The sequence below is a fragment of the Achromobacter aegrifaciens genome (assembly GCF_902859965.1).
In the GTDB taxonomy this organism is placed as follows: Bacteria; Pseudomonadota; Gammaproteobacteria; order Burkholderiales; family Burkholderiaceae_B; genus Achromobacter; species Achromobacter aegrifaciens.
This window is the reverse complement of sequence record NZ_CADIKO010000004.1, coordinates 80,707-103,772: the sequence shown is the minus strand read 5'-3', so window position 1 is coordinate 103,772 and position 23,066 is coordinate 80,707. Positions and strand designations below refer to the sequence as shown.

Genomic DNA, 23,066 nt, shown 5'->3' with positions numbered 1-23,066 from the left:
CATGATTCCCAGGCTATGCGCCCCAGGCTATGCGCCCCAGGCTATGCGCCCCAGGCTATGCGCAATACCCACATCGACCGCTACGACCATCTGAACCGCGCCGTCGTCGCCATCGGCAACGACTATCCGCCTGGCCGGCTGCTGCCGGCCCACGCGCACCGCCGCGCGCAACTGCTGTATGGCGCCACCGGCGTCATGCACGTGGTCACGCGCGACGGCAACTGGGTGGTGCCGCCGCAGCGCGCGGTGTGGATCCCGGCGGGCGTGACGCACCAGGTCCGCATGCTGGACGTCAGCACGCGCAGCGCCTACATCGAGCCGGGAGCGGCGCGCGCGGACCGCGAGGCCTGCGAAGTGATCGAGGTGTCGCCGCTGCTGCGGCAGCTGCTGCTGGACGCGGTCGACATGCCACCCGCCTACGATCTGGCGGGGCGTGACGGCGCGCTTGCAGCGCTGCTGCTGCACGAGGTCGAGCGCGCGCCGGTGCTGCCGCTGCATATCCCGCTGCCGCGCGACAGGCGCCTGGCGCCCTTGTGCAAGGCCTTCATCGCCGCGCCTGACGCGCGCGCGGCGCCGCAGGCCTGGGCCGAGCGCCTGCACATGAGTCCGCGCACCTTCAGCCGCCATTTCCGACAGCAGACGGGCATGGCGTTTTCGGAATGGCGGCAGCGCGCCTGCGTGGTGCTGGCCCTGGCCCGCCTGGCCTCGGGCGAGTCGGTGACCGCCATTGCGCTGGATTTCGGCTACCAGAGCCCGGCGTCGTTTTCGACGATGTTCCGGCGGGTGCTGGGCCGTCCGCCCACGGAGTATCTGCGCGAGGGCTGAGGGCAGTTGGTACTATGCCGGCTCCCGTGGCGGCCCCTTCGGGCCGCCGGGCCACGCCATTCCATGACCATTACACATACGCCGCTATCCATCGGCATCGCCGGCGCGGGCAGCGCCGGACTGGCCGCCGCGCTGGCGCTGGCGCAAGCTGGCCATCAGGTGCGCGTCTTTGAAAAGCACCAGGGGTTCACCACCCTGGGCGCGGGGCTGCTGCTGCAGCCGCCCGGCGTGCGCGCGCTCAAATCGCTGGGCGTCGACGTCGCGGCGCTGAACGTAGGCGCGCCGATCGATCGCCTGCTGGGCCTGTCGCATCGCGGCTGGCGGGTCGTGGACATCGATTACGTGGGCGACGGCGCGCGGGCCGTGACGCGGGCGGCGCTGGGCGGGGTGCTGTTCGAGGCCGCGCGGCGCGCGGGCGCCGAGTTCTCGTTCGGCTGTCCGGTCGAGACGCTTGCGACCCGCGAGGGCAGGGCGCACGTGACGCATGGCGCGGGCGCAGCCCGGGCCGAGTCCAGTTTCGATGTGTTCGTGGTGGCCGACGGCGCCGCGTCCGCGCTGCGCGAGCAGGTCGGATTGGCGGCAAGTTCGCGCGCCTATGCCTGGGGCGCGTTGTGGGGCCAGTTCTGGACGCCCGGATGGCACGGCGCGACGCAGCTGTTGCAGCGCTTTCGAGGCACCAGCGAAATGATGGGCTTGCTGCCCACCGAGATCGGCCCGCAGGGCGTGCGGCTGTCGCTGTTCTGGAGCATCCGGCACGACGCCTTGCCGGCCTGGCGCGCCGCGCCCATCGGCGCCTGGAAAGACCGCATGCTGTCCCTGTGGCCGGAGGCCGCGCCCGTGGTCGATCAGATTTCGCGGCACGACGACCTGGCGGTGGCCACCTACCGGCACACCTGGCCGCGCGGATTGGCGGCGGGCCCGTATTGCGCCGTGGGCGATGCGGGCCACGCGATGAGTCCTCAGCTGGGATTGGGAACGACGCTGGCGGTGCTGGATGCGATGGCGCTGGCGCGGGCCCTGGGGCAGCATGGCGCCGCCGCGGGACCCGCGCGCTACGCCCGCAGCCGCTTATTGCCTTCGCGCCTGTACCAGAGCCTCAGCCGGGCGCTGACACCGTGCTTCCAGGCTTCAGGGCCGGGGTTGTGGCGCGACCTGCTGTTCGGCGGCGGGCTGCTCGTGCCGGGGATGAAGTCATTGATGAAGCGCGGCCTGCTCGCCATGCCGCAGCCGGGGGAATCGGGCCGCGGCTGAGCGGCCGCGCGGCGGCCCTCAGGCCGCGTACCAGAGCACGGCGAAGAAGTGGCACACGGTGCCGGCGAGCACGAACAGATGCCAGATGAAATGGCTGTAGCGCCAACGGTTGTCGAGCACGAAGAAGGCCACGCCGCCGGTGTAGGCCAGTCCCCCCGCCACCAGCCACCACAGGCCGCCCGTGGGGACGCGCTCGATCAGCGGATTGACTGCGATGATCACCAGCCAGCCCATCGCCAGATACAGGCCCGTGGAGATGGCCGGGCGGTTGAGCCGCTTGCTGGCTTTCAGCCCGACTCCCAGCAGGGCCATGCCCCAGACCAGGCCGAACAGGGTCCAGCCCCAGGGGCCGCGCAGGGCGCCCAGGGCGAAGGGCGTGTAGGTGCCCGCGATCAGCAGGTAGATGGCGGAATGGTCCAGCACGTTGAAGAGCTGCTTGGCACGGCTTCTGGGCAGCGCGTGATAGATGGTGGACGCCAGGTACAGCAGGCACATCGTCGCGGCGAAGACCGCGGCGCCCGCGATGAAGGCGGCATCGCCCTGGCGCACGGCGGCCAGGATCAGGATGGGGGCAGAGGCCACGGCGCCCGCGGCGCCGACGCCGTGGCTGATGGCGTTGGCGATTTCCTCGCCCAGGGTCTGGGGTCTGTCGTTGGGAAACATGAATGCGTCTAGGTTGGTTTAGCCTACACCTTAGGCGCTTTGGGGCGGCGGCTCAAGGCGGCGTGCCGGTTGGCCGCGGTCGAGGCGGTATCCGTTTGATCTACTGCAAATCGGCCTGCGTGTCGGCGTCCCGAAAGCGCTGCCTGGAAGTTACTCTGTGATACATTCAGCGCGCAAGCAAACGCAGGTTTACTGGCCGAGGCCCAGCAATGGCGCGCAGTTTCACCAACTTGTTTTTCAAGGCCGCGAAGAAAATCGGCAAGCTGCAGCGCGCCGCCATGCGCATGGCCACGCCCAAGGCCGCCAAGAAGCGCAGCGCGCCCAAGCGCCGGGCCGCCAAGCCCGCTGCGGCCTCAGCTTCCCGCAGCGCCGCCGCGCCTTCGCTGGGGACGGGCCGCTGGGAAGCCTCCCGGCAATTCTCCGACGCCCAGGGCCGCCGTCTTACCTTCGCGCGCTACACGCCCGCCGCGGCGCCGCGCGCCGGCATGCCGCTGGTGGTGATGCTGCACGGCTGCAGGCAGACGGCGCTGTCGTTCGCCCGCGGTTCGCGCATGAATCAATGGGCCGACGCGGGCGGCTTCATGGTGCTGTATCCGCAGCAATCCATGACCCGTCAGGTGCAGCGTTGCTGGCGCTGGTTCCAGCCCGACGACGCGCACGGCGGGGCGGAAGCCGACCTGATTGCCGCCCTGATCCGCGCGGAGTGCGCCAGGCATGCGCTGGACCCCGAACGCGTCTACATCGCGGGGCTTTCGGCCGGGGCCGGCATGGCCGCGCTGGTGGCATTGCGGCATCCGCGCCTGATTGCCGCCGTGGCCATGCATTCCGGGCCGGTCGCGGGGGACGCCCACAGCGCCACCGGGGGCATAGGCACCATGCGGCGCGGCGCGCTCAAGCCGTTATTGCCCTTGCTGGAAAAGGTCGCGGACCCAGCGGTGTTCCGCCTGGGCATGCCCGCCATGATTCTGCAGGGGCAGCTGGATCCTACGGTGGCGCCGCGCAACGCGCGGCAGTTGTTCGAACAGTTTCGCGCCGTGAACGATCTGCCGCCCGAAAGCGTACCGGTCGAGCGCGTGCTGGGGTTGGGCACGGATAAGTCCTACCGCCGCGTCGACATGCTGCGCGGCAGCCGCACGCTGCTGCGGCTATGCGAAATCACGCTCGTGGAGCACGCCTGGAGCGGCGGCGACGCCTCGGTGCGCTATCACGCGCGCAGCGGGCCGGATGCCTCGGCGCTGATCTGGCGCTTCTTCCAGACGCACCGTCGCGTGGCGCGCGGGCAGGCGGAATAGGCCTGGGGCAGCTCGCGCAGCAGGTGGCGGTTCCGTAACCGCCTCGGCAGTAAGATCAGCGTGTTCCCGGCGTATTCCGCGCCTACCGCCTCGTCCCTGTAGGGAGCTCCGACATGTCACTATCCATGTATCAGGCCAGCGTGCCTGCCTTCGTCCGCGGCCTGAAGGTGCTGGCCGCGCTACTGCAAAAGGCCGCCGACCACGCGGCCGCCGCCGGCATGGATCCGGCCGAACTGATCAATGCCCGGCTGGCGCCGGACATGTATCCGTTGAGCGGCCAGATCCAGCGCGCCAGCGACGCGTCCAAATTCGCGGTGCAGCGCCTGTCGCGGGTGGAAGCGCCCAAGTTTCCGGATGAGGAAACCACGTTCGAGCAATTGCAGCAGCGCATCGCCGCCACGCTCGCGTATCTGCAGGACGTGCCGGCGGACCGGCTGGATGGCGCCGAAGGCCGCAAGGTTTCGCTGGCGTTCGGCGACTTCAAGCAGGAGTTCCGCGGCGACGACTACCTGCTGACGTTCGCGCTGCCGAACTTCTACTTCCATGTCACGACGGCCTACGCCATCCTGCGCCACGCGGGCGTGAAGATCGGCAAGCTGGATTTCCTGGGGCCGTATCCGCAGCCGGCCGCTTAACTCTGTTTCTTGGTCGCGTCGCCGCAGCCTTCCATCGGCCCCATCTTCGCCATGTTCTCCTGCACTTCTTGCGGCGTCAGGTCGAACTTGTGCGTGGCGATGGACCAGCGGTGTCCGCAAGGGTCCACCACCTGGCCGTAGCGGTCGCCCCAGAACATGTCCGCCACGGGCATGGTCACCTGGGCGCCGGCCGCCACCGCCTGTTTCATCGCCGCGTCCACGTCGGCCACGTACAGGTGCAGGGTGACGGGCGTGCCTTTGAGCGCCTTCGGGCCCAGGCTGCCCCATTCGGGGAAGTCGTCCATCAGCATCATGACGGAATCGCCGATGCGTATGGCGGCATGCATGATCTTGCCGTTGGGGCCGGGCAGCCGGGCCAGCTCCTCGGCGTTGAAGGCTTTCTTGTAGAAGTCGATGGCCTGCGCCGCGCCTTCGCACACGATGTGCGGGGTGAGCGTATGCATGCCTTCGGGTATGGGTTTGCTTGCAGGGTTAGCCATGAGGTATCTCCAGATTGTTGCGTTTGAAGGGGCGGGAAAGATCCTGCCGCCTCAGTTGCCTACCAGTGTGGCGAAGCCGCCCCAGCACATGCGCTTGAAATCGAACACGCCTTCGCAGCAGTGCTCGGCCAGGCGCGGGTCCGACATGACCTTGGCGTTGATCCGGTCGCGCTCCGCCTTGTTGGCGTAGGTGATCCAGGCGAACACCACCGTCTCGTCCTCGCGCGCGCCGGCAGCGGCGCTGAATGCGGCGAAACCTTCCTTGTCGATCTCTTCGGCCACGCATTCCCGGTAGTCGAGGGCGCCGTGCTCCAGCCACACTGTCTGCGCCTGCTGCGCCATCTTCCGGTAGGTTTCGAGGTTGGCCTTGGGCACGGGCAGCAGGAAGCCGTCTACATACTTTTCCATCAGTAACTCCTTGATCCACGTTGTTCTGTTCCGCGCCAGGACGCCCCGCAAGCCGCCCCTGGCGCTGCCCGGATCTCATTCCGGCAAGTGTCACTGTATCGGGATCGGCGGCGATCTCAGATAGGCGATTGCGACAATCTTGAGGGTGGATTGCGACAGCTGGCAGGCGTATGCTTTGCAGGATGAAAAACGTCGCCTTCCTACTGCCCCTGGGGGCGAACATCGCCTCGCTGGAAACCGCCAGGCATGGCTTCCTGGTCGCCAACGAATACCTGGCTGCGCACGGGCGCGAACCCCGGTTCACGGTGCGCACCCTGGCCGTGAACCGCGAAGTCCGCCTGGACCAAGGCCGCATCACGGTGCAGGCCGACATGGTCCTGGCCGATGCCCACGACATCGACATCTGCATCGCGCCGCCGCTGCTGGGCTCGGTGTCCGACGCGGTGTTGTCCAACCGCGAACTGATCGAATGGCTGTCTCGCCATCACCGTGATGGCGGCGAAGTCGCCAGCCTGTGCATGGGCGCCGCGTTGCTGGCGGCGGGCGGCGTCCTGGACGGCCAGCAGGCGGTGGTCCACTGGGTGGCGCAGAACCTCTACGCCAGCCTGTTTCCCAACGTGCAATGGGTCAGCGACCGCGTCGTCATGGCGGACAACGGCATCTACACCAGCGGCGGCGCGTTCTCAGCCGCGCACCTGGTGCTGCATCTGATCGAAAAATACACCGACCGCGACACTGCCATCTGGTGCGCCAAGTACTTCCAGCTGGACTGGAGCCGCCAGAGCCAGTTGCCATTCGCGGTGTTCGTGGGGCAGAAGGCCCACGCCGACGAGGTCGTGCGCGCGGTGCAGGATTACATCGAAGGCCGCTACACGGAAAAAATCACCGTCGAGGAACTGGCGGACCGCCACGCCATGGGACGCCGGACGCTGGAGCGCCGCTTTCGCCAGGCAACCGGCAACAGCATCGTCGAGTACGTGCAGCGGGTGCGGGTGGAAGCGGCCAAGAAGCGCCTGGAGACCTCGCGCAAGAGCGTGGCCGAAGTCATGTACGAAGTCGGCTACAACGACACCAAGGCCTTCCGCGATATTTTCAACAAGTACTGCGGCATGTCGCCGGTGGGCTATCGCGAGCGCTACCACTTCCAGTAGCGGCTCTAGCGCAATGCGGTGCGACCGCGTATCGCGCGCCGCGACATCCGCGGGTTCGGGCGCGCTACCTTAGCGTAGTCGCCGACACCCTGTCCGGATACCAAGCGGTGAATTTCATTGCGCCGGCCAGCGCCGCCACCGTCACTGCGATGGCGACCGCCTGCGGCAATTGGGGCTTATACAGCAGCAGCGCGTCGGCCGCCACCATGCTCGCAAACGCCAGCGCCCAGGCCGTGGCCACGGCATAGTTCATGCGGGCATAGCGGCGGTTCTTCCAGACGTATTCCGGCTCTTTTTCCCGCGCATATTCCAGTGTGAACGGCCGGCGCAGCGCCAGGGTCAGCAACACCAGGGCCAGTATTCCGGCGTCGACCCGCAGGCGCGCCTGGGCGATCGTCCAGGAATCCCCGTCCGCCATCGGGGCATACAGGGTCAGTCCTGTGAACAGCAGCAGCGTGCCGGTTTCCAGGATCTTGATGCGCCGTTCGGGGCTGAGCCAGTCGCGAAGCACCAGCCCGGCGGATACGAAGGTGCCGGCAGCAAGCCCTTCCAGCACACCGACGGTTCTTTCAATGATGACAAACACGATGAACGGCGCGAACGCCAACAGGATATTCATCTTGGTTCCCCGACCTCGAGCGCGCGCCCCCGCGCGTTGTCAGCGTCGCCTTGAGAATCAAGACGCGAACTTGTCTATTTACGCCTGTCCGCCAGGGTGCGGGATATGACGCCGTTCGCCTATCGGCAAGGTGACCGTGTACGTATGGACTATTGTTCCGGTGGCGCAGCGATGCATCGGCCGTCTGGCCGGCGCCGGCTGGCGCAAAGAAGTAGTTCGACGGGCGATGGCCGGCTGACGCGCGGCACGCAGGACGGACCACCTTCGGCGGACCTTCCGCCGCGACGACGCAGACGTTGATCCGCCAGCGGACGTCGGCTAAGGTCATGGGCTGATTACAACCCCGCCGCCGAGGAAACCATGACATCAGCCCTTCCGTCCACGACCCTGAGCGTGGATCCCGCCTGGATCGACGAGTACGGCCACATGAATGCCGCCCATTACGTGGGCATCTTCGACCGCGTCGGCTTCCAGTTGCTGCGCGAGGTCGGGGTGGGGCTGGACTACACCGAGGCCACGCGCTGCGGCATCTACACGATGAACGTGCACGTGGCTTATCTGCGTGAAGTGCTGGCGGGCGATCCGCTCGCGTTGCGCATCCGGCTGCTGGAAGCGGACGACAAGCGCCTGCTGTGCCTGATGGAGCTGATGCAGACCCGCGACGGTTACGTCGCGGCCACCATGGAGCAGCTGTCGCTGCATGTGGATCTGGAAACGCGGCGCGCCAAGCCGTTTCCGCCGGAGTTGGCGCAGCGGCTGGCGCGCACCGTCACGGAGCACGCCGCCCAGCCGCTGCCGGCGGGCTACCGGCGGCTCTTGCCGCTGAAGCCGCCGCGTTGAGTCATCCCGCCTTACCGGCCCGACCGTTCAGCGCGCGACCGCGATCGGCCGGTCGCCCGAGATCGTGGTGCGGTGCATCTCGCGGTCGAAGCCGTCATAGTCGTTCATGGCCAGGTGCTGGGTGCAGCGGTTGTCCCAAAGCGCCAGCGAGCCCGGCGCCCAGCGGAAGCGGCAGGTGAACTCCGGCCGCGCCGCGTGGCGGTACAGGAACTGCAGCAGGGGTTCGCTTTCTTCCTGGGTCATGCCGTCAAAGCGCAATGTATAGGTGCTGTTCACATACAGCGCCTTTTTGCCGGTGGCCGGGTGCACGCGCACCACGGGGTGGACCACTTCGCTGGCGGCGCGGTCGTCGGTGCGCACGTCCATCTTGTGGGCCGGGTCGCCGTTGTTCACCACCGCGCCACCCGCGCCATAGGAGCGCACCGCGCTGTGCACAGCGCCCAGCCCGTCCAGTATCTGCTTCAGCCGGTCCGACAGCGCGTCGTAGGCGCGGTACATGTTCGCCCACATGGTGTCGCCGCCGTAGGGCGGAATGACGCGGCCGTATAGCGCCGAGCCCAGCGGCGGCTCTTCGGCATAGCTCATGTCCGTGTGCCACAGGCCGCCGAACAGGCGCCGGGTGGTTTCCGCGCGGCCTTTCATCACGGGCAGGATGGTCGGGTGTCCTTCCAGCGCCCGCACGAAGGGCACTTCCAGCAGCTCGCCGAAGCGCGAGCTGAAATCGATGTGCTGCTGCGGCGTCAACTGCTGGTCGCGGAAGAACACCACCAGGTGCTCGTGCAGTGCGTTGCGCACTTCGTCGAACTGATCGTCCGATAGCGGCCGCGACAGGTCGATGCCGCGGATCTCGGCGCCCAGCGCGCCGGCTATCGGTTGGGTTTCCAGATGGCGATACGTGGTCATGCTTGTCTCCTTGCCTATTGAAGCTTGATCTGCGCCTTGCTCACCAGCGCGCCCCACTTGTCGGTTTCCGCCGCGATGTAGCGGCCGAAGTCCGCCGGCCCTTCGGCCGAAATGATGCCGCCCATGGCGCCTATCTGTTCGCGCACGTCGGGCATGGCCAGCACGGCCAGCAGTTCCTTGTTCAGGCGTTCGATGATGGGCTTGGGCGTGGCGGCAGGCGCCAGCACGCCGAACCATCCGGCGATCTCGTAGCCCGGCAGGCCTGCCTCGGCCATCGTCGGCACGTCGGGCAGCTGCGGCGAGCGCGCCGTGCTGGTGATCGCCAGCGCGCGCAGCTTGCCGGCCTTCACCAGTTGCAGCGCCGAGGGCATGTTGTCGAACATCATCGGCACGTGGCCCGCCACGGTGTCGTTCAGGCCCGGCGCGCTGCCGCGGTAGGGCACGTGGGTCAGGCGCACGCCCGCCGACGCGGCGAACAATTCGCCCGCCAGGTGCAGCGAGGTGCCCGCGCCGGGGGTGGCGTAGTCCAGCGGCGCTTTCGATTTCTTCGCGTAGGCGATCAGTTCCTGCACCGAACGCACCGGCAACGCGGGATTGACCACCAGCAGGTTGGGCACGCTCATCAGCATCGTGACGGGCGCCAGGTCCCGCTGCGGCTTGTAGGGCAGGTCCGGGTAGAGGGCGGGGTTGATGGAAATGGGGCCGATATTGCCCATCACGATGGTGTAGCCGTCGGCCGGCTGCTTGACCGCGAAATCGGTGCCTATGTTGCCGCCGGCCCCGGCCTTGTTCTCGACGATGACTGGCTGGCCCAACCGTTCGCCGAGCTTGTGGCTGACCAAGCGGGCCAGCATGTCGGTCGATCCGCCCGGCGGGTAGGGCACGATCCATTTGACCGGCTGCGCGGGCCAGCTTGCTTGCGCTGCGGCGGATCCCGTACAGAACACGAGACCCGCCGCCAAGGCGAGTGCGATGCGTTTCATAGCTATGTCTCCTTCCCGGGCTCGCCGGTCTTGCCGGGAGCATCGTTTATGTGTATTGTTCACCTAGTGATCAATACGTTTATCAGGTGAACGATTGAAGAATAATAGATCGATTCAGCGGTGTCTATCCATCATGCGGGCCTTCCGCGGCAACGGCCGACCCACGCTGGCCGAACTTGCGCGCGCGGTCGACCTGCCGCACGCGACCGTGCTGCGGTTTCTGCAGACGCTGGAAGAAGAGGGCTACGCGGCGCGCGAAGACAGCCGCTGGCGGCTTACGCCGCTGGTTTTCGAGCTGGGGTTCGCGGCCATGGAGAGCCTGGGAGTGACGGACGCCGTGCAGGAGATCCTGCAGAACCTGGCCGACGCCTATTCAGGCACGTCCAACCTGGGCGAGGCCAACCCCGAAGGCGTGATCATCATCGGCCGCGCCATGGCGCCGGCCGAGCGCCGCCGCCTGGTGGTGATGAACCTGCGCGTGGGCAGCGTGCTGCCGCCGGCGAGCGCGTTGGCCGGCGGCTTGCGCCTGGGGCCGGGGGAGTGGACCCGGTTCGACTACCCGGACAGCAACCAGGTGTCGGTGGCCGTGCCCGTGCCGCAGGCCGGCTCGCGCCTGTTGTCGGTGGGGATTTCGGTGGCCGCCCCGGAAGTGGCAGGGAACCGGCTGGAAGCGGACATGGTGCCCGCCTTGCAACAGGCGGCGCAGACCATCGCTGGTGTGATCCGGGTCGGCGTGGTGTGAGCGCGACGGCCCGGATCAGTCCTGGGCCGTCTGCGGCAGTTTCGCGATCACCTTGATCTCGAAGTCGAAACCATTGAGCCAGGTCACGCCCACCGCGGTCAGGGCCGGGTACGGCGCCACGCCCCAGAATTCCGGCACCACCTGCCAGATCGTCTCGAACCGGGATGCCGGGTCGACCATGAACACCGTCACGTCGACCACGTCGTCGAAGCTGCTGCCGGCCGCCGCCAGGATGGCTTGCAGATTGCGGAACGCAAGCCGCACATGCTCCTGCAGGTCGGGCTCGGGCGTGCCGTCCTCGCGGCTGCCCACCTGTCCCGAGACGAACAGGAATCCATTGGAACGAATTGCGGGTGAATAGCGGTCGCGCTCATACAAGGCGTGACGCCCCGGGGGAAAAACAACGTCGCGTTGGGTCATGGCTATCTCCATCTATGGGCCGCATCCGGCCCGGGATTGACGATGTAGGCACTTTAGGTGCCCCCGTTGCCGCGATAAACGGGCAAGTCCGTCCATCACTGTTTGTAGAATCCAAATAATCAGGAAGAGCGGGAGCAGAGATGGACCGTTTCGACGCGATGCAGGCCTTCGCCCGCGTGGTGGAATCCGGCAGCTTCACCAAGGCGGCCGAGACCTTGCACATGAGCAAGACCAGCGTGACGCAACTGGTGCAGCAGTTGGAGGCGCGCTTGCGCGTCAAGCTGCTGAACCGCACCACCCGCAAGGTCAACGTGACCGCCGACGGCGCCGCCTACTATGAGCGCGTGCTGAGGCTGCTGGCCGACATGGACGATGCCGAGACCAGCCTGTCCGGGGCGTCGGCGGTGCCGCGGGGGCGTTTGCGCGTGGACGTGCCCAGCCCGCTGGCGCGCATGATCCTGGTGCCGGCCTTGCCGGCGTTCCATGCGCAATATCCCGACATCCAGCTGGACATGGGCGTGAGCGACCGGATCGTCGATCTGATCGGCGAGAACGTCGACTGCGTGGTGCGCGGCGGCGAACTCACCGACCAGTCGCTGATGGCACGGCGCGTGGGCGACTTGCTGCTTGGCGTGTACGCGGCGCCGGAGTACCTGAAGCGCGCAGGCACGCCGGCGCATCCGCGCGAGCTGGAGGACACGCATCACCGTATCGTGGGCTTTCTGTGGGCGCGCAACGGCAAGGCTTTGCCCTACGCCATGCGCCGCGGCGGCGAAAGCCTCAAGGTGCACGGGCGCTATGTGCTGGCGGTCGACGACGGCAACGCCTATCTGGCGGCCGGCCTGGCCGGGCTGGGCGTGCTGTGGTTGCCGGACTACATGTCACGCGCCCACGTCGACAGCGGCGAGCTGGTGCCGCTGTTCCAGGACTGGCGCCTGGATTCCATGCCGATGTACGTGGCGTTTCCGCCCAACCGGCACGTGAGCGCCAAGCTGCGCGTGTTCATCGATTGGGTCGCCGGGCTGTTGGGGCAGTACACGCCGGACCGACCGCGCGCCTGAGACTGGCGCGCGGCGCGGGCCGGCTTCGCGTCTTTCAAGCCTGCTGGCTGCGCGCTCCGCGCAGCAGCTTGCCCGGCAGTTCGCCGGTGGCCGCGCCGCCTTCGAAGATCGGCAGGCCATTGACCAGCGTGGCCACGTAGCCGTCGGCGCGCTGGATCAAACGGCGGCCGCCGCCCGGCAGGTCGAACACCATCTCCGGGCAGTGCACGCGCACCGCATCGGGATCGATGATGTTGACGTCGGCCTTGTAGCCGGGCTGCAGCAGGCCGCGATCCAGCAGCCCGTACACGCTGGCGGTGTCGCGCGTCTGGCGCTTGACCACATGCTCCAGTTCCAGCAGCGGGCCGCGGCGGCGGTCGCGGGTCCAGTGGCTGAGCATGAAGGTGGGCATGCTCACGTCGCAGATGTAGCCGCAATGCGCGCCGCCGTCGGACAGGCTGTTGACCGTGTAGGGCTGCTGCATCAGCTGGTGCAGGTGGTCCAGGTTCTCGTACGAATAGTTGAAGGACGGGTAGTAGAGGATCGCCTGGCCCTCGTTTTCCAGCATCAGGTCATAGACGATCTCCAGCGGCGCGCGGCCGCTGCGTTGCGCCATTGCGGCCACGCTTTCCCCGGGCAGCGGTTCGTAGTCGGGATCGCTGCCCAGGCGGAAGATCTTGTGGAAGCTGCTGAACAGCGTTTCAGCGCGGCGGTCCAGAAGGCCGCGCTGTTCGTTCATGATGCGGCTGCGCGTGGCGGGGTCGCGCAGGCGGGCCAGCTTTTCCGCCAGCGGCAGGGCATGCAGCGCCTGATAGCTGGGATGCGCGATGAACGGGTGCAGCGTGCTCTGCCACGAAAACAGGATGCCCAGCGGACGTCCGCTGATGCCTGCCAGCAGCGGCACGCCTGCGCGGTGCGCGCGGTCCAGGCTGCCGGCGATCTGCTTCCAGACGTCGGGCGCGGCGTCGGTCTGCTGCAGGTTGAACAGCACGGGCAGGCGGTTGTGGCGCGCCAGCTGCTCCAGCCACGGCATTTCGCCTTCCATGGCGGGATGGTTGGCGGTCATCTGGAACACGCCATGCCCGACTTCGCCCATGACCGAGCCCAGGGCGGTGATCTCCTCGCCGGTGGCGAAGGTGCCGGGCGGATACTTGCGTTCGTCGTACTTGTGCAGGAAGGTGCGCGAGGTGGAGAAGCCCACCGCGCCGGCGGTCAGCGCTTCGCGCACCACTTCGCGCATGGCGATCAGGTCGCTGGGCGAGGCCTCGTCGTGGTGGATGGCGCGTTCGCCCATCACGTAGGCGCGCACCGCGCTGTGCGGGATCTGTGCGCCCACGTCCAGGGCCTTGGGGCGGCGGTCCAGCGCGTCCAGGTATTCGGGAAAGGTCTCCCAATCCCACTGGATGCCTTCGGAAAGCACCGAGCCGGGTATGTCCTCGACGCCCTCCATGACCTTGATCAGCCATTCGCGCCGTTCGGGTTTGACGGGGGCGAAGCCCACGCCGCAGTTGCCCATGATGGCCGTGGTGACGCCGTGCCAGGTGGAAGGGCTGAGATACGGGTCCCAGGTGGCCTGGCCGTCGTAGTGGGTGTGGATGTCCACCCAGCCCGGGGCCACCAGGCAGCCGTCGGCGCGGATCTCGCGGCGCGCCGCGCCGGCCCGGCCTTCGGCCTGGACCACGCGTCCGTCCTCGATCGCCAGGTCCGCCTGGTAGCGGGGCCGTCCCGATCCATCGACGATGGTGCCGCCGCGTATGACCAGATCATGCATTGCGCTCTCCTTTCGATACGTGCCGCGGTTACTGGAGGACCAGGCCGATGCGCTTGATCACCGCGCCCCAGCGTTCGCTGTCCTGCTGGACGATCTGCGCGAACTCCTTGGGACCCGCGCCGCTGACTTCATTGCCCTGGGACACGATGCTCTGGGTTACGTCGGGCGAGTCCAGCGCCTCGCGGAACACCTGGGCCACGCGCTCGGCCAGCGCGGGCGGCATGTCGCCGGGGCCGAAGATGCCTTGCCAGCCGACGATGTCCAGCCCGGGTATGCCTTGCTCCTTCAGGGTGGGCAGGTCCGGCAGCACGCTCAGGCGGCGGTCGGTGGCCGGGCCCAGCAGCTTGACCTTGCCGGCGCGCGCGTTTTCCACGGCGGTGGCCGTGCCGTCGAAGTAGACCTGGACCTCGCCCGCCAGCAGCGCGCGGCTGGCGTCGGCCGTGCCCTTGTAGGGGACGTGCACGATGTCGATGCCGGTCTGCTGCTTGAGTATTTCGCCGTTCAGATGCGAGGTGGACCCCGGGCTGTAGGAAGCGAAGTTCAGCTTGCCAGGATTGGCCCGCGCGTAGTCGATCATCTGCGCCGTGGTCGAAAAGGGCGCGTCCTTGTTGGCGACCAGCACGGTGGCAGAACGCACCACCTGGATGACCGGGGTGAAGTCCTTGACAGGGTCGTAGGGCAGCTTCTTGTACAGATGCGGATTCTGCGTGTGCGTGACGACGATGGTGTAGAGCAGGGTGTAGCCATCGGGGTTGGCGCGGGCCACTTCCTGCGCGCCTATCATCGTGCCCGCGCCGGGCTTGTTGTCGACGATGACCGGCGCCCCGGTGCGTTGCGTGACCTTCATCGCCAGCATGCGCGCCAGCGCGTCGGACCCGGACCCGGCCGGAAACGGCACTACCAGGCGGATGGGCTTGCCGCCGCCAGGCCAGGGCGGCGCCTGGGTGACGGGGGCGGCGGCCGCCGAAAGACAGGCCAGGGCGCCCAGCATGGCAGCCCCGCCGCTACCCAACAGCTTCAAGAACGACTTGCGGTTCATCTTGTCTCCTCCTGGGGGTAGGCAATGTCTGGCATTGCTCTGGAATGAGGTTCACCACAGGGCGCCGGCGCTGCAATCTTCCGTCGCTGCAAGTCTTTTGTAGTCTTGCCTTTGCGGTCAATCAAATGCATATTTGGCGCAATATTGATGAGAAAAATACATGAGCCTCACAATACGGTCGCTCCAGCACTACGCCGTGCTCGTCGAGGAAAAGCACTACTCCCGCGCGGCGCAGCGGCTGCATCTGACGCAGTCCGCGCTGACGCGCAGCATCCAGTCGCTGGAGGACTCACTGGGCCTGGTGCTGGTGGACCGGGCGTCCACGGGCGTCACGCCCACGCAGGCCGGGTGCATGGTGCTGGAGCGCGCGCAGCGCATCCTGGCAGAAACCCGCGACCTGCGGCGCGAAGCCGAGTTGATCCGCGGCCACGACACAGGCCGGGTGAACCTGGGCGTGGGGGCGTTTCCGGCGGCCGGATTCCTGTCGCCGCTGCTGGTGCGCATCGCGCGCGAGCATCCGGGCCTGAGCGTGCACGTCGAGATCGAAAGCTGGCAGCGCCTGCTGGACAAGCTGCTGCAGGACAAGCTGGATTTCGCGGTGGCCGTGACGCACAGCCTGCCGCCGCCCGACGACTTTTCGGTGCGGCCCTTGCCTCCGCAGCATGGCGGCCTGTTCACGCGCGCCGGCCATCCGCTGCAGGGCCTGGGCAAGCCGCGCCTGCGCGCCGCGCTGGCGCAGTACCGGCTGGCCGCCACCGACCTGCCGCTGCGGGCGCGCGAGTACCTGGCCCGGCTGTATCAGGTGGCACGGCCGGAAGACCTGCCCATCGCCTTCGAATGCGATAGCGTCGCCACGTTGCGCGAGGTGGCGCTGGGCAGCGACGTGGTGCTGTTCTGCACGCGCGAGGCCATCGCGGCCGAGCTGGCGCAGGGCGTGCTGGAGCCCTTGCCGCTGTCCTATCCCGCCGCCGGCCCGCTGACCTACAGCGTCATCCACCGCGCGCGCCGTACCCTGTCCCCGACCGCCGAGCGGGTCATCGAGCTGGTGCAGGACCTGCTGTCGGGCGCGGCCGCGCCGCAGGCCGTCTCCGGGAAAACGCGCCGGGCGCGGCGCTAGCGTCGCGGCCCAAGGGGGCTGAATGCCAGGGGCCGCGCCTACATCCGCTCGCCGGGCAGCGCGCTGGCCTGCTGCACCCAGTCCATGAACTGCGCTTCGTCCAGCTCATCGTCCTCACGGATATCCAGATAGCGCGTGTCCTGGCTCTTGGACGGTCCCGGCGGCACGGGCCGCAGCTGCGCGCCGCGAAAGAACGCCACCTTCACGTACTTGGTGAAGCAATGGATGCTCAGGAACCAGGCCTGGCCGTCCATGCCATACAGCGGCGAATTCCACTTGACCGCCTTCTGCACGCCGGGCGCTGCGCGCTCGATCAAGGCGTCCAGGCGGCGTCCGAGATCGCTCTTCCAGCCAGGCATGGCCGCGATATAGGCCTGCACCGGCGCGTCGCCCGCGCCCTTGGCGATCTGCGGATTGCCGCCGGACAGCAGGACGGGTTGCGAATCTGCTTTCTTGGTGGCCTTCACGGGTTTCGCCGTGGATTTTTCTGCCATGCGTGGGCTCCTTTCGCTTGACCTCAAGTCGACTTGAAGTGAAAGACTATCTGCATTCCGGCACGAGACGGACGGGAGTGTTCCCTTGCCCTGAGCCGTGACCAACAACCTGGGAGTTCAAGCATATGTGGGATGAACGCTACGCCGTCGACGAATACGTGTATGGAACCGAGCCGAACGCTTTCCTGGCGGAAAACGCCGGCCTGCTGTCCGGGCCGGTGCTCAGCCTGGCCGAGGGAGAGGGGCGCAACGCCGTCTTCCTGGCCTCGCTGGGCCTGGACGTGCTTGGTGTGGACGGTTCCGCCGTTGGACTCGCCAAGGCGCGCAGGCTGGCGGGGGCGAAGGGCGTATCGATCCGCACCGAAACGGCGGACTTCGCCGGGTACGAGCCGCCGCCGGCATCCTTCGGCGCGGTGGTGTCGATCTTCGCCCACATGCCCAGCCACGTGCGCAGGAGGCTGCACCGCCTGGCGGAACGCTCCCTGCGGCCAGGCGGCATCATCCTGCTGGAGGCATACCGGAAAGCGCAGTTGGGTCGCGGCACCGGCGGGCCTCCAGATGCGGACATGCTCATGGCGCGCGAGGACCTGGAGCAGGACTTCCCGAATTGCCAGGTGCTGCTTTCCCAGGAAATCGAACGCGACGTGGTCGAAGGCATATTCCACACGGGTCCGGCATGCGTGGTGCAGTTCATCGCCAGAAAGACGTGAGGGCGGCCAGGCCCACTCCTCAATCGGGAATCTCCGGTTCGACCAGCCGCATCAGCTGCGCCAGCGACTCCTGCCAGCCCAGGTAGCACATCTCCGGCGGTATCGCCGCCGGTATGCCTTCCTGCACGATGCTTACCTCCGTGCCGCAGGCGACCTGCCGCAGCGTAACGGTGGTCTGCATGCGGCCGGGCAGGTTCGGATCGTCGAACTGGTCCGAGTACCGGATCTTCTGGCCCGGCGACAATTCCAGGTACTCGCCGCCGAAGTCATGGCTGTGGCCCGTGCCGAAGTTGCGGAACGACATCTTGTGCATGCCGCCGACCTTTGCATCCAGTTGATGGACCTGGCAGGTGTAGCCGTAAGGGGGGAGCCAGCGCGCGATCGCGTCGGGTTCCAGGAAGGCCCGATAGATGCGTTCGGCCGGCGCGCGCATGACGCGATGCAGGGTTACGGTTCCGGTAGTCATGGTAAGTCCGCCTTTCAGGAAAGTTGTGCGTACTGACACGACGTACGAGTTGACCGGAAATCGACAACCGAAATCCTGGGGGAAACCCTTAAACGGCACATCTGGTCACGATTGGCCGGGCCGATGCGGACCTTTATTCGATGGGCTCGCGCATCACCAGCACGGCGATCGTATGGTTCTTCCAGAACACCTGGTGTATGCGGGGCGCCAGCGCGCGCAGCTCCTCGGGCCCGGCGCCATCGAACGTCACCAGGACCGCGGGCCGTTCGCCCTCGCTAGGCACCCGCTGGATGCGGTCGCAGGATGGAAAGCCGTATTTCATGAGAAAACCGCGGATGTCCTCGTCGGAGGTGCTTTCTTCCACATGGTTGATCAGCAGGGCGGCCATGAGCGTTCTCCTTGGAAGCCTGCGGGCGTCAGAGGCGCACCGCTCAGAATTTGGCGGGGACCATGCGCAAGGGATGTCCCGGGTCGCGGTAGCCGCCGGCTTTCTGCCGCTTGGGCAGCTTCACCTTGGCCCGCGGCATGCGCTTGTACGGGATGCGGGCGAGCAGGTGGCTGATGATGTTCAGGCGCACCTTTTTCTTGTCGTCGGATTGCGCAACATACCAGGGCGCCACGCCGGTATCGGTGGCCGCGAACATGTCGTCGCGGGCGCGCGAGTAGTCGTACCAGCGGCTGTACGAATCCAGGTCCATTTTGGTCAGCTTCCAGATCTTGCGCTCGTCGTTGATGCGGGCCTGGAGCCGGCGGGTCTGTTCTTCTTCGCTGACTTCCAGCCAATACTTGAGCAGGATGATGCCCGAGCCCACGATGGCCCGTTCGACCAGCGGCACGCCTTTCAGGAAGATCTTGACGTCGTCCTTGGAGCAGAACCCCATTACCCGTTCGACGCCGGCCCGGTTGTACCAACTGCGGTCGAAGATCACGACCTCGCCCGCCGCCGGCAGGTAAGGCAGGTAGCGCTGCATGTACATCTGGGTTTTCTCGCGGTCCGAAGGGGCGGGCAGGGCGATCACGCGGAAGACGCGCGGGCTGACCCGCTCCGTGATCGCCTTGATCGTTCCGCCTTTGCCGGCGCCGTCGCGTCCTTCGAAAATGATGCAGACCTTGGCGCCCGTCTGGCTGACCCATTCCTGGAGCTTGACCAGCTCCACGTGCAGCCGGGCCAGTTCCTCGGCGTATTGCTTTCCCGAAAGCTTGGCTTGCGCCGGCTGCTTGTCCTCTGCTGCTGCCTTCTTCTGAGCGTTCATGACGGCACTCCAGAATATGCTGCGGGGAAACGGTCGGAACGTTGGAATTTTTCACTTTAGCGCCGACCGTTGCCCCTTGTACACAGGCAGGTAGGAGCAGTTCGTTTTATTTAGTGCTTGCGTCGAAGCTATCCTCTGGCGAGAAGCGGAAAAGGCCAATAGAATCAATTCGCGCACAGCGCTCCGGCAAGGTCGGAGCTGCGTCGTGGACCATGGCGGTCAGGCTCTACACGGACCCGATAACCGATGTCGCCGCTGATCTGTTTGAATCGGCTGTTGCTGATCGGCATGCTCTGCCTGGGCGGCTGCATGCGTGTGGGGCCGGACTTCGAGCCCCAGCGCACCAGCTGGGTCGCGGACTGGAGCACTCCCGCGCTGCAGCAGGCCAGCCTCCAGCAACAGCAGCCGGACGCCCGGCAGTGGTGGCAGATTTTCGGCGACCCCGTCCTGGAAGCCCTGATCGCCCAGGCCGATGCCAACAACGCGGGCCTGCGCATCGCCGGCCTGCGCATCATGGAAGCGCGCGCGCAGCTGGGCATCGCCCAAAGCGGACGCTACCCGCAATCCCAAGTGATCGGGGCCAATGCCCTGTATCAGCACCGGTCCTCGCGCTCGGCCGAAGGCAATCCGCGCCCCAGCAGCTTCTGGCAATACAGCGCCGGATTCGACATAGGCTGGGAGCTGGACTTCTGGGGCCGGTTCAGCCGCGCCATCGAGTCGGCCGACGCCCTGTACTTCGAGGCCCAGGCCAATCGCGACGATGTGCTGGTGCTGCTGCACGCCCAGGTGGCCGAAAGCTACTACGCGCTGCGCACCGCCGAGGCGCGGCTGCGGATCGCCCGCGACAATGCCGCCATCCAGAAGCGCAGCTACGAGATCACGCAAAAGCTGTTCCGCAGCGGCGAGACCGACGAACTGGACTTGCAGCAGGCCCGCACGCAGTACCTGAGCACGCTGGGCACCATTCCCGAATTCGAAAGCCAGATCATGCGGACCCGCAACGCCCTGGCGGTCCTGGTCGGCCGGCCGCCCGGACCCATGCCGGAACTGGACAACAAGACGGCGGAGGTGCCGCTGATCGACCGCGCCGTGCTGCAGGACGTGCCCGCCAACCTGCTGCTGCGCCGTCCCGACATCCGCGCAGCCGAACTGCGCATCGCCGCGCAGTCGGCGCAGGTGGGGGTGGCCGCGGCGGACCTCTATCCTTCGCTGACCCTGCTGGGCAGTATCGCCTGGTCCGCCACCTCGCTGGCGGGCACGGCGGGCGGCGCGGCGCTGCTGGCCGGCCCGGTCCTCAGCTGGAACGTATTCGACCACGGCCGCCTGCAGAACAATGTGCGAGTGCAGGACGCCCGGCTGCAGCAACTGATCGTGGCCTACCAGGACGACGTCCGGCAGGCGGCGCGCGAAGCCGACGACGCGGCCAGCGGCCTGATCAAGGCGCTGGAGCGCGACGGCATCCTGCAACAGTCGGCGCAGGCCGCGGGGCGTTCGCTCACGCTGGCCAACGCGCTCTACCGCGAAGGCTATACCGATTTCCAGCGGGTGCTGGACGCGCAGCAGGCACTGGCCGTCCAGCAGGACGCCTACGTCGTGAACCGGGGCGGCGCCGTAAGCGACCTCATCGCCCTGTACAAGGCGATGGGTGGCGGCTGGTATAGCGCGGAACCGGTGCTCGACCCGGCGACCCGCGAACAGATGCGGCAGCGCACCGATTGGGGCGATCTGCTATCCGAGCCGGCGCCTGCTTCCCCAACTGCCCTGTCCGCGCAAAAGGTGCGACCCGATGAGTGACTCGCCGTCCCAGCCCGCCGCAGCCCCCGCGCCGGATCCCGCGAAAAAGGGCGTCCGATGGACGGTTCTGTTCATCGTGCTGAGCCTGGCCTGGTATCTGCTGGCCGACCGCTATACGCCTTACACGCAGCAGGCGCGGGTGCAGGCCTTTGTCGTGCCGGTGGCTTCCGAGGTATCGGGGCGCGTGACGCGGGTGTACGTGCGCAACAACCAGGATGTCGAGGCCGGCGCGACGCTGTTCGACGTCGACCCGGAGCACTACCGCATCGCCGTGGATCGCGCCCGCGCCGATCTGGAGTCCACGCGCCGGCAGATCGGCGCCGGCACGGCGGGCATCGATTCGGCACAGGCTTCCTTGCGCGCGGCGCAGGCCAATGAGCTGAAGGCCCGCCAGGACAGCACGCGGCTCGAACGGCTGTACCGCGAGGACCAGGGCACCGTATCGCTGCGGCGGCTGGAAATCGCGCGGGCGAATCTGACGCAGGCCATCAGCCAGGTCGCGGCCGCGCGCGCCGAGGTGCAGCGCGCGCGCGAACAGGAAGGCGGCAGCGAGGAAGACAACGCCAAGCTGCGCAGCGCCGCCGCTGCCCTGGAAAAGGCCGAGCTGGACCTGGCCAACACGCAGGTGCGGGCGCGTTCGGCGGGCCTGATCACCGACCTGCGCACCGACACCGGGCAGTTCGCGGCCGCCGGCAACCCCGTCATGACGCTGATCGCGATCCACGACGTCTGGATCAGCGCTGAAATGACCGAGAACAACCTGGGCCACGTAGAGCCCGGCACGCCGGTGTCCATCATCCTGGACGCGCTGCCCGGGCAAATCTTCAAGGGCCGCGTGCGCAGCGTTGGGTATGGCGTCAATGTGGGACCGGGCACGCCGCCCGGCGCCTTGCCCACGGTGCAGAACAGCCGCGACTGGCTGCGGCCCGCGCAGCGCTTTCCCGTGATCGTGGAATTCGATCGCGACGACCTGCCGGCCTTGAGCGGCGTGCGCGTGGGCGGCCAGGCCGAGGTCATGGCGTTTCCCAGCTCCGGCAATCCGCTCAACCTGCTGGGCCGCGCGTACATGCGGCTGATGAGCTGGCTTTCCTATGCGTACTGATCCCGATCCTCGCGGACGCCGCGCGCTGCGTGTGGGCGCGGGCGCGGCTTTCTGCACGGCCATCAGCTATGGCCTGGACCTGCCCATCGCCATGGTCGCGCCGGTGCTGGGCGTCATGTTGCTGGCGTCGATGAACCGGCCCCTCTCGTTCAGGAGCGGGCTGGGCCTGATGCTGATGGCGCTTCTTACCACCGCGATCGGATTGCTGCTGAGTCCCTTGCTGCGCTACTACCCCTTGAGCGGCGTGCTGCTCATCGCGCTTTGCCTTTTTTTCGCTTTCCGCCACGGGCTGCGCGGCGGCAATGGCTTGTTGTCGACCTTCCTCATCATCGGGCTGACCATGATCTCCGCCGCCGGCACCGTCGACTTCGCCTTGGCTTCCCTGGTGATCGAGGCGCTGGGCAAAGGGTTGCTGGTCGCGGTCCTGGTGTTGGGCGGCTGCCACCTGCTGTTTCCCGAGCCGGCGGCCGCGCCCGCGCCGCCGGCGGCGCCCGTGCTGCCGCCCGACCAGGCCAGCCGCCTGGCCTTGCGCGCCTCGCTCGTTGTGATGCCGGCGTTCCTGCTGGCGCTGACCGACCCGCTGGGCTACATGCCCATCATCCTGAAATCGGTCAGCCTGGGGCGGCAGAGCTGCGTCACCGCCGCGCAGGGCGCGGCCCGCGAACTGCTGGGCTCGACCCTGCTGGGCGGCGCGCTGGCAGTGGCTTTCTGGTGCGCCCTCAGCCTGTTCGTGAACCTCTGGATGTTCTTTCTCTGGATGCTGCTGTTCGGCCTCATCGCCGCGCGCAAGCTCTACCGGCTGAGTCCGACCCGCCATCCGCCCAGCTTCTGGCTGAACACGCTGGTGACGCTCATCATCCTGCTGGGCCAGTCGGTGCAGGACAGCGCCGCCGGCAAGGACGTCTATACCGCGTTCGCGGTGCGCATGGGCTTGTTCATCGGCGTCACGCTCTACGCCTGCCTGATGCTGCGCCTGCTCGAATCGCGGGCGTCGGGCAGCCCGAAGCCTGGAGCGAATCCTTCAACCGCAGTCCCTTCAAACGCTTGA

26 protein-coding genes are annotated in these 23,066 nt (G+C 67.3%); 13 read left to right on the top strand and 13 right to left on the bottom strand.

Annotated elements, in window-relative coordinates; genetic code table 11:
• Window positions 1-57 precede the first annotated feature (57 nt).
• Both HV793_RS25050 and HV793_RS25045 read left to right on the top strand, forming a co-directional pair.
• Window positions 58-825 (top strand): AraC family transcriptional regulator, encoded by a 768-nt coding sequence (locus HV793_RS25050; protein ID WP_119449973.1) that lies wholly within the window; start codon window positions 58-60, stop codon window positions 823-825.
• A gap of 63 nt (window positions 826-888) precedes the next feature.
• The gene (locus HV793_RS25045; RefSeq protein WP_175214103.1) at window positions 889-2,076 is read left to right on the top strand and encodes an FAD-dependent oxidoreductase; all 1,188 of its coding nucleotides are present in this window, start codon (window positions 889-891) and stop codon (window positions 2,074-2,076) included.
• Between the two features lie 18 nt (window positions 2,077-2,094).
• Here the strand turns inward: HV793_RS25045 and trhA are convergent, their stop codons facing one another.
• Complete coding sequence (gene trhA, locus HV793_RS25040) at window positions 2,095-2,739, bottom strand: PAQR family membrane homeostasis protein TrhA (RefSeq protein WP_119449971.1); 645 nt, start codon at window positions 2,737-2,739, stop codon at window positions 2,095-2,097.
• A gap of 209 nt (window positions 2,740-2,948) precedes the next feature.
• Here trhA and HV793_RS25035 point away from each other — a divergent pair, with 209 nt between their 5' ends.
• Together HV793_RS25035 and HV793_RS25030 are read left to right on the top strand one after the other, a co-directional pair.
• Window positions 2,949-4,031 carry an extracellular catalytic domain type 1 short-chain-length polyhydroxyalkanoate depolymerase gene (locus HV793_RS25035; RefSeq protein WP_054452817.1) on the top strand — a complete coding sequence of 361 codons (1,083 nt, stop codon included), beginning with the start codon at window positions 2,949-2,951 and terminating at the stop codon, window positions 4,029-4,031.
• Window positions 4,032-4,144: 113 nt separating this feature from the next.
• On the top strand, window positions 4,145-4,666 hold the full coding sequence (locus tag HV793_RS25030; protein WP_119449970.1) for a DUF1993 domain-containing protein: 522 nt from the start codon (window positions 4,145-4,147) through the stop codon (window positions 4,664-4,666).
• On the opposite strand, the gene HV793_RS25025 is transcribed toward HV793_RS25030, so the two are convergent.
• Both HV793_RS25025 and HV793_RS25020 read right to left on the bottom strand, forming a co-directional pair.
• The gene (locus HV793_RS25025) at window positions 4,663-5,166 is read right to left on the bottom strand and encodes a VOC family protein (protein ID WP_125470560.1); all 504 of its coding nucleotides are present in this window, start codon (window positions 5,164-5,166) and stop codon (window positions 4,663-4,665) included. The genes HV793_RS25030 and HV793_RS25025 overlap by 4 nt on opposite strands.
• A gap of 51 nt (window positions 5,167-5,217) precedes the next feature.
• The gene (locus tag HV793_RS25020; RefSeq protein WP_175214102.1) at window positions 5,218-5,574 is read right to left on the bottom strand and encodes a DUF1428 domain-containing protein; all 357 of its coding nucleotides are present in this window, start codon (window positions 5,572-5,574) and stop codon (window positions 5,218-5,220) included.
• 170 nt (window positions 5,575-5,744) lie between these two features.
• Between HV793_RS25020 and HV793_RS25015 the strand changes: the two genes are divergently transcribed.
• Entirely contained in the window at window positions 5,745-6,725 is a 981-nt protein-coding gene (locus tag HV793_RS25015) for a GlxA family transcriptional regulator (protein WP_054452809.1), read from the top strand.
• A gap of 64 nt (window positions 6,726-6,789) precedes the next feature.
• On the opposite strand, the gene HV793_RS25010 is transcribed toward HV793_RS25015, so the two are convergent.
• Window positions 6,790-7,344: a hypothetical protein gene (locus HV793_RS25010; RefSeq protein ID WP_175214101.1), complete on the bottom strand. Its 555-nt coding sequence runs from the start codon at window positions 7,342-7,344 to the stop codon at window positions 6,790-6,792.
• A gap of 360 nt (window positions 7,345-7,704) precedes the next feature.
• Here HV793_RS25010 and HV793_RS25005 point away from each other — a divergent pair, with 360 nt between their 5' ends.
• Window positions 7,705-8,184 carry a thioesterase family protein gene (locus HV793_RS25005; protein WP_119449968.1) on the top strand — a complete coding sequence of 160 codons (480 nt, stop codon included), beginning with the start codon at window positions 7,705-7,707 and terminating at the stop codon, window positions 8,182-8,184.
• Between the two features lie 27 nt (window positions 8,185-8,211).
• Here the strand turns inward: HV793_RS25005 and HV793_RS25000 are convergent, their stop codons facing one another.
• Together HV793_RS25000 and HV793_RS24995 are read right to left on the bottom strand one after the other, a co-directional pair.
• Window positions 8,212-9,087 (bottom strand): TauD/TfdA dioxygenase family protein, encoded by an 876-nt coding sequence (locus HV793_RS25000; protein WP_054452803.1) that lies wholly within the window; start codon window positions 9,085-9,087, stop codon window positions 8,212-8,214.
• 14 nt (window positions 9,088-9,101) lie between these two features.
• A complete protein-coding gene (locus HV793_RS24995) occupies window positions 9,102-10,070 on the bottom strand; it encodes a Bug family tripartite tricarboxylate transporter substrate binding protein (protein ID WP_119449967.1) in 969 nt (322 codons plus the stop codon).
• Between the two features lie 94 nt (window positions 10,071-10,164).
• Between HV793_RS24995 and HV793_RS24990 the strand changes: the two genes are divergently transcribed.
• Window positions 10,165-10,812 carry an IclR family transcriptional regulator gene (locus HV793_RS24990; protein ID WP_225589268.1) on the top strand — a complete coding sequence of 216 codons (648 nt, stop codon included), beginning with the start codon at window positions 10,165-10,167 and terminating at the stop codon, window positions 10,810-10,812.
• Window positions 10,813-10,827: 15 nt separating this feature from the next.
• Here HV793_RS24990 and HV793_RS24985 read toward each other — a convergent pair whose 3' ends face one another.
• Complete coding sequence (locus HV793_RS24985; protein WP_054452797.1) at window positions 10,828-11,232, bottom strand: RidA family protein; 405 nt, start codon at window positions 11,230-11,232, stop codon at window positions 10,828-10,830.
• A 140-nt stretch (window positions 11,233-11,372) separates the two neighbouring features.
• Here HV793_RS24985 and HV793_RS24980 point away from each other — a divergent pair, with 140 nt between their 5' ends.
• Window positions 11,373-12,293, top strand: coding sequence for a LysR family transcriptional regulator (locus HV793_RS24980; protein WP_175214100.1), 921 nt, complete (start codon window positions 11,373-11,375; stop codon window positions 12,291-12,293).
• A gap of 34 nt (window positions 12,294-12,327) precedes the next feature.
• Here HV793_RS24980 and HV793_RS24975 read toward each other — a convergent pair whose 3' ends face one another.
• On the bottom strand, window positions 12,328-14,043 hold the full coding sequence (locus tag HV793_RS24975) for an N-acyl-D-amino-acid deacylase family protein (protein WP_175214099.1): 1,716 nt from the start codon (window positions 14,041-14,043) through the stop codon (window positions 12,328-12,330).
• Between the two features lie 28 nt (window positions 14,044-14,071).
• Window positions 14,072-15,082: a Bug family tripartite tricarboxylate transporter substrate binding protein gene (locus HV793_RS24970; RefSeq protein ID WP_119449964.1), complete on the bottom strand. Its 1,011-nt coding sequence runs from the start codon at window positions 15,080-15,082 to the stop codon at window positions 14,072-14,074.
• 160 nt (window positions 15,083-15,242) lie between these two features.
• Between HV793_RS24970 and HV793_RS24965 the strand changes: the two genes are divergently transcribed.
• Window positions 15,243-16,199 carry a LysR family transcriptional regulator gene (locus HV793_RS24965; protein WP_175163134.1) on the top strand — a complete coding sequence of 319 codons (957 nt, stop codon included), beginning with the start codon at window positions 15,243-15,245 and terminating at the stop codon, window positions 16,197-16,199.
• A 38-nt stretch (window positions 16,200-16,237) separates the two neighbouring features.
• On the opposite strand, the gene HV793_RS24960 is transcribed toward HV793_RS24965, so the two are convergent.
• Complete coding sequence (locus tag HV793_RS24960) at window positions 16,238-16,693, bottom strand: DUF1801 domain-containing protein (protein ID WP_175214098.1); 456 nt, start codon at window positions 16,691-16,693, stop codon at window positions 16,238-16,240.
• Window positions 16,694-16,818: 125 nt separating this feature from the next.
• Between HV793_RS24960 and HV793_RS24955 the strand changes: the two genes are divergently transcribed.
• Complete coding sequence (locus HV793_RS24955) at window positions 16,819-17,403, top strand: SAM-dependent methyltransferase (protein ID WP_119449963.1); 585 nt, start codon at window positions 16,819-16,821, stop codon at window positions 17,401-17,403.
• Between the two features lie 19 nt (window positions 17,404-17,422).
• Here HV793_RS24955 and HV793_RS24950 read toward each other — a convergent pair whose 3' ends face one another.
• From HV793_RS24950 to ppk2, 3 genes are all read right to left on the bottom strand, one after another.
• Window positions 17,423-17,869 (bottom strand): SRPBCC family protein, encoded by a 447-nt coding sequence (locus HV793_RS24950; RefSeq protein WP_054452782.1) that lies wholly within the window; start codon window positions 17,867-17,869, stop codon window positions 17,423-17,425.
• A gap of 133 nt (window positions 17,870-18,002) precedes the next feature.
• The gene (locus tag HV793_RS24945; RefSeq protein ID WP_054452780.1) at window positions 18,003-18,257 is read right to left on the bottom strand and encodes a hypothetical protein; all 255 of its coding nucleotides are present in this window, start codon (window positions 18,255-18,257) and stop codon (window positions 18,003-18,005) included.
• A 43-nt stretch (window positions 18,258-18,300) separates the two neighbouring features.
• The gene (gene ppk2 / locus HV793_RS24940; RefSeq protein ID WP_119449962.1) at window positions 18,301-19,122 is read right to left on the bottom strand and encodes a polyphosphate kinase 2; all 822 of its coding nucleotides are present in this window, start codon (window positions 19,120-19,122) and stop codon (window positions 18,301-18,303) included.
• Between the two features lie 246 nt (window positions 19,123-19,368).
• Here ppk2 and HV793_RS24935 point away from each other — a divergent pair, with 246 nt between their 5' ends.
• From HV793_RS24935 to HV793_RS24925, 3 genes are read left to right on the top strand one after another with little or no spacing between them, the layout of a single operon-like run.
• Window positions 19,369-20,916, top strand: a complete 1,548-nt coding sequence (locus HV793_RS24935) for an efflux transporter outer membrane subunit (protein ID WP_054452776.1) — start codon at window positions 19,369-19,371, stop codon at window positions 20,914-20,916.
• Window positions 20,909-22,018 carry an HlyD family secretion protein gene (locus tag HV793_RS24930; protein WP_175181812.1) on the top strand — a complete coding sequence of 370 codons (1,110 nt, stop codon included), beginning with the start codon at window positions 20,909-20,911 and terminating at the stop codon, window positions 22,016-22,018. Before HV793_RS24935 ends, HV793_RS24930 begins: the two co-directional genes overlap by 8 nt.
• Entirely contained in the window at window positions 22,008-23,066 is a 1,059-nt protein-coding gene (locus HV793_RS24925; protein WP_175214097.1) for a DUF2955 domain-containing protein, read from the top strand. The genes HV793_RS24930 and HV793_RS24925 overlap by 11 nt, the downstream gene beginning before the upstream one ends.

Excerpts from the sequence above, each read along its gene's own strand:
- HV793_RS25050 (WP_119449973.1), top strand. The coding sequence starts at position 58 with ATGCGCAATACCCACATCGACCGCTACGACCATCTGAACCGCGCCGTC.
- HV793_RS25045 (WP_175214103.1), top strand. The coding sequence starts at position 889 with ATGACCATTACACATACGCCGCTATCCATCGGCATCGCCGGCGCGGGC.
- trhA (WP_119449971.1), bottom strand. The coding sequence starts at position 2,739 with ATGTTTCCCAACGACAGACCCCAGACCCTGGGCGAGGAAATCGCCAAC.
- HV793_RS25035 (WP_054452817.1), top strand. The coding sequence starts at position 2,949 with ATGGCGCGCAGTTTCACCAACTTGTTTTTCAAGGCCGCGAAGAAAATC.
- HV793_RS25030 (WP_119449970.1), top strand. The coding sequence starts at position 4,145 with ATGTCACTATCCATGTATCAGGCCAGCGTGCCTGCCTTCGTCCGCGGC.
- HV793_RS25025 (WP_125470560.1), bottom strand. The coding sequence starts at position 5,166 with ATGGCTAACCCTGCAAGCAAACCCATACCCGAAGGCATGCATACGCTC.
- HV793_RS25020 (WP_175214102.1), bottom strand. The coding sequence starts at position 5,574 with ATGGAAAAGTATGTAGACGGCTTCCTGCTGCCCGTGCCCAAGGCCAAC.
- HV793_RS25015 (WP_054452809.1), top strand. The coding sequence starts at position 5,745 with ATGCTTTGCAGGATGAAAAACGTCGCCTTCCTACTGCCCCTGGGGGCG.
- HV793_RS25010 (WP_175214101.1), bottom strand. The coding sequence starts at position 7,344 with ATGAATATCCTGTTGGCGTTCGCGCCGTTCATCGTGTTTGTCATCATT.
- HV793_RS25005 (WP_119449968.1), top strand. The coding sequence starts at position 7,705 with ATGACATCAGCCCTTCCGTCCACGACCCTGAGCGTGGATCCCGCCTGG.
- HV793_RS25000 (WP_054452803.1), bottom strand. The coding sequence starts at position 9,087 with ATGACCACGTATCGCCATCTGGAAACCCAACCGATAGCCGGCGCGCTG.
- HV793_RS24995 (WP_119449967.1), bottom strand. The coding sequence starts at position 10,070 with ATGAAACGCATCGCACTCGCCTTGGCGGCGGGTCTCGTGTTCTGTACG.
- HV793_RS24985 (WP_054452797.1), bottom strand. The coding sequence starts at position 11,232 with ATGACCCAACGCGACGTTGTTTTTCCCCCGGGGCGTCACGCCTTGTAT.
- HV793_RS24980 (WP_175214100.1), top strand. The coding sequence starts at position 11,373 with ATGGACCGTTTCGACGCGATGCAGGCCTTCGCCCGCGTGGTGGAATCC.
- HV793_RS24975 (WP_175214099.1), bottom strand. The coding sequence starts at position 14,043 with ATGCATGATCTGGTCATACGCGGCGGCACCATCGTCGATGGATCGGGA.
- HV793_RS24970 (WP_119449964.1), bottom strand. The coding sequence starts at position 15,082 with ATGAACCGCAAGTCGTTCTTGAAGCTGTTGGGTAGCGGCGGGGCTGCC.
- HV793_RS24965 (WP_175163134.1), top strand. The coding sequence starts at position 15,243 with ATGAGCCTCACAATACGGTCGCTCCAGCACTACGCCGTGCTCGTCGAG.
- HV793_RS24960 (WP_175214098.1), bottom strand. The coding sequence starts at position 16,693 with ATGGCAGAAAAATCCACGGCGAAACCCGTGAAGGCCACCAAGAAAGCA.
- HV793_RS24955 (WP_119449963.1), top strand. The coding sequence starts at position 16,819 with ATGTGGGATGAACGCTACGCCGTCGACGAATACGTGTATGGAACCGAG.
- HV793_RS24950 (WP_054452782.1), bottom strand. The coding sequence starts at position 17,869 with ATGACTACCGGAACCGTAACCCTGCATCGCGTCATGCGCGCGCCGGCC.
- HV793_RS24945 (WP_054452780.1), bottom strand. The coding sequence starts at position 18,257 with ATGGCCGCCCTGCTGATCAACCATGTGGAAGAAAGCACCTCCGACGAG.
- ppk2 (WP_119449962.1), bottom strand. The coding sequence starts at position 19,122 with ATGAACGCTCAGAAGAAGGCAGCAGCAGAGGACAAGCAGCCGGCGCAA.
- HV793_RS24935 (WP_054452776.1), top strand. The coding sequence starts at position 19,369 with ATGTCGCCGCTGATCTGTTTGAATCGGCTGTTGCTGATCGGCATGCTC.
- HV793_RS24930 (WP_175181812.1), top strand. The coding sequence starts at position 20,909 with ATGAGTGACTCGCCGTCCCAGCCCGCCGCAGCCCCCGCGCCGGATCCC.
- HV793_RS24925 (WP_175214097.1), top strand. The coding sequence starts at position 22,008 with ATGCGTACTGATCCCGATCCTCGCGGACGCCGCGCGCTGCGTGTGGGC.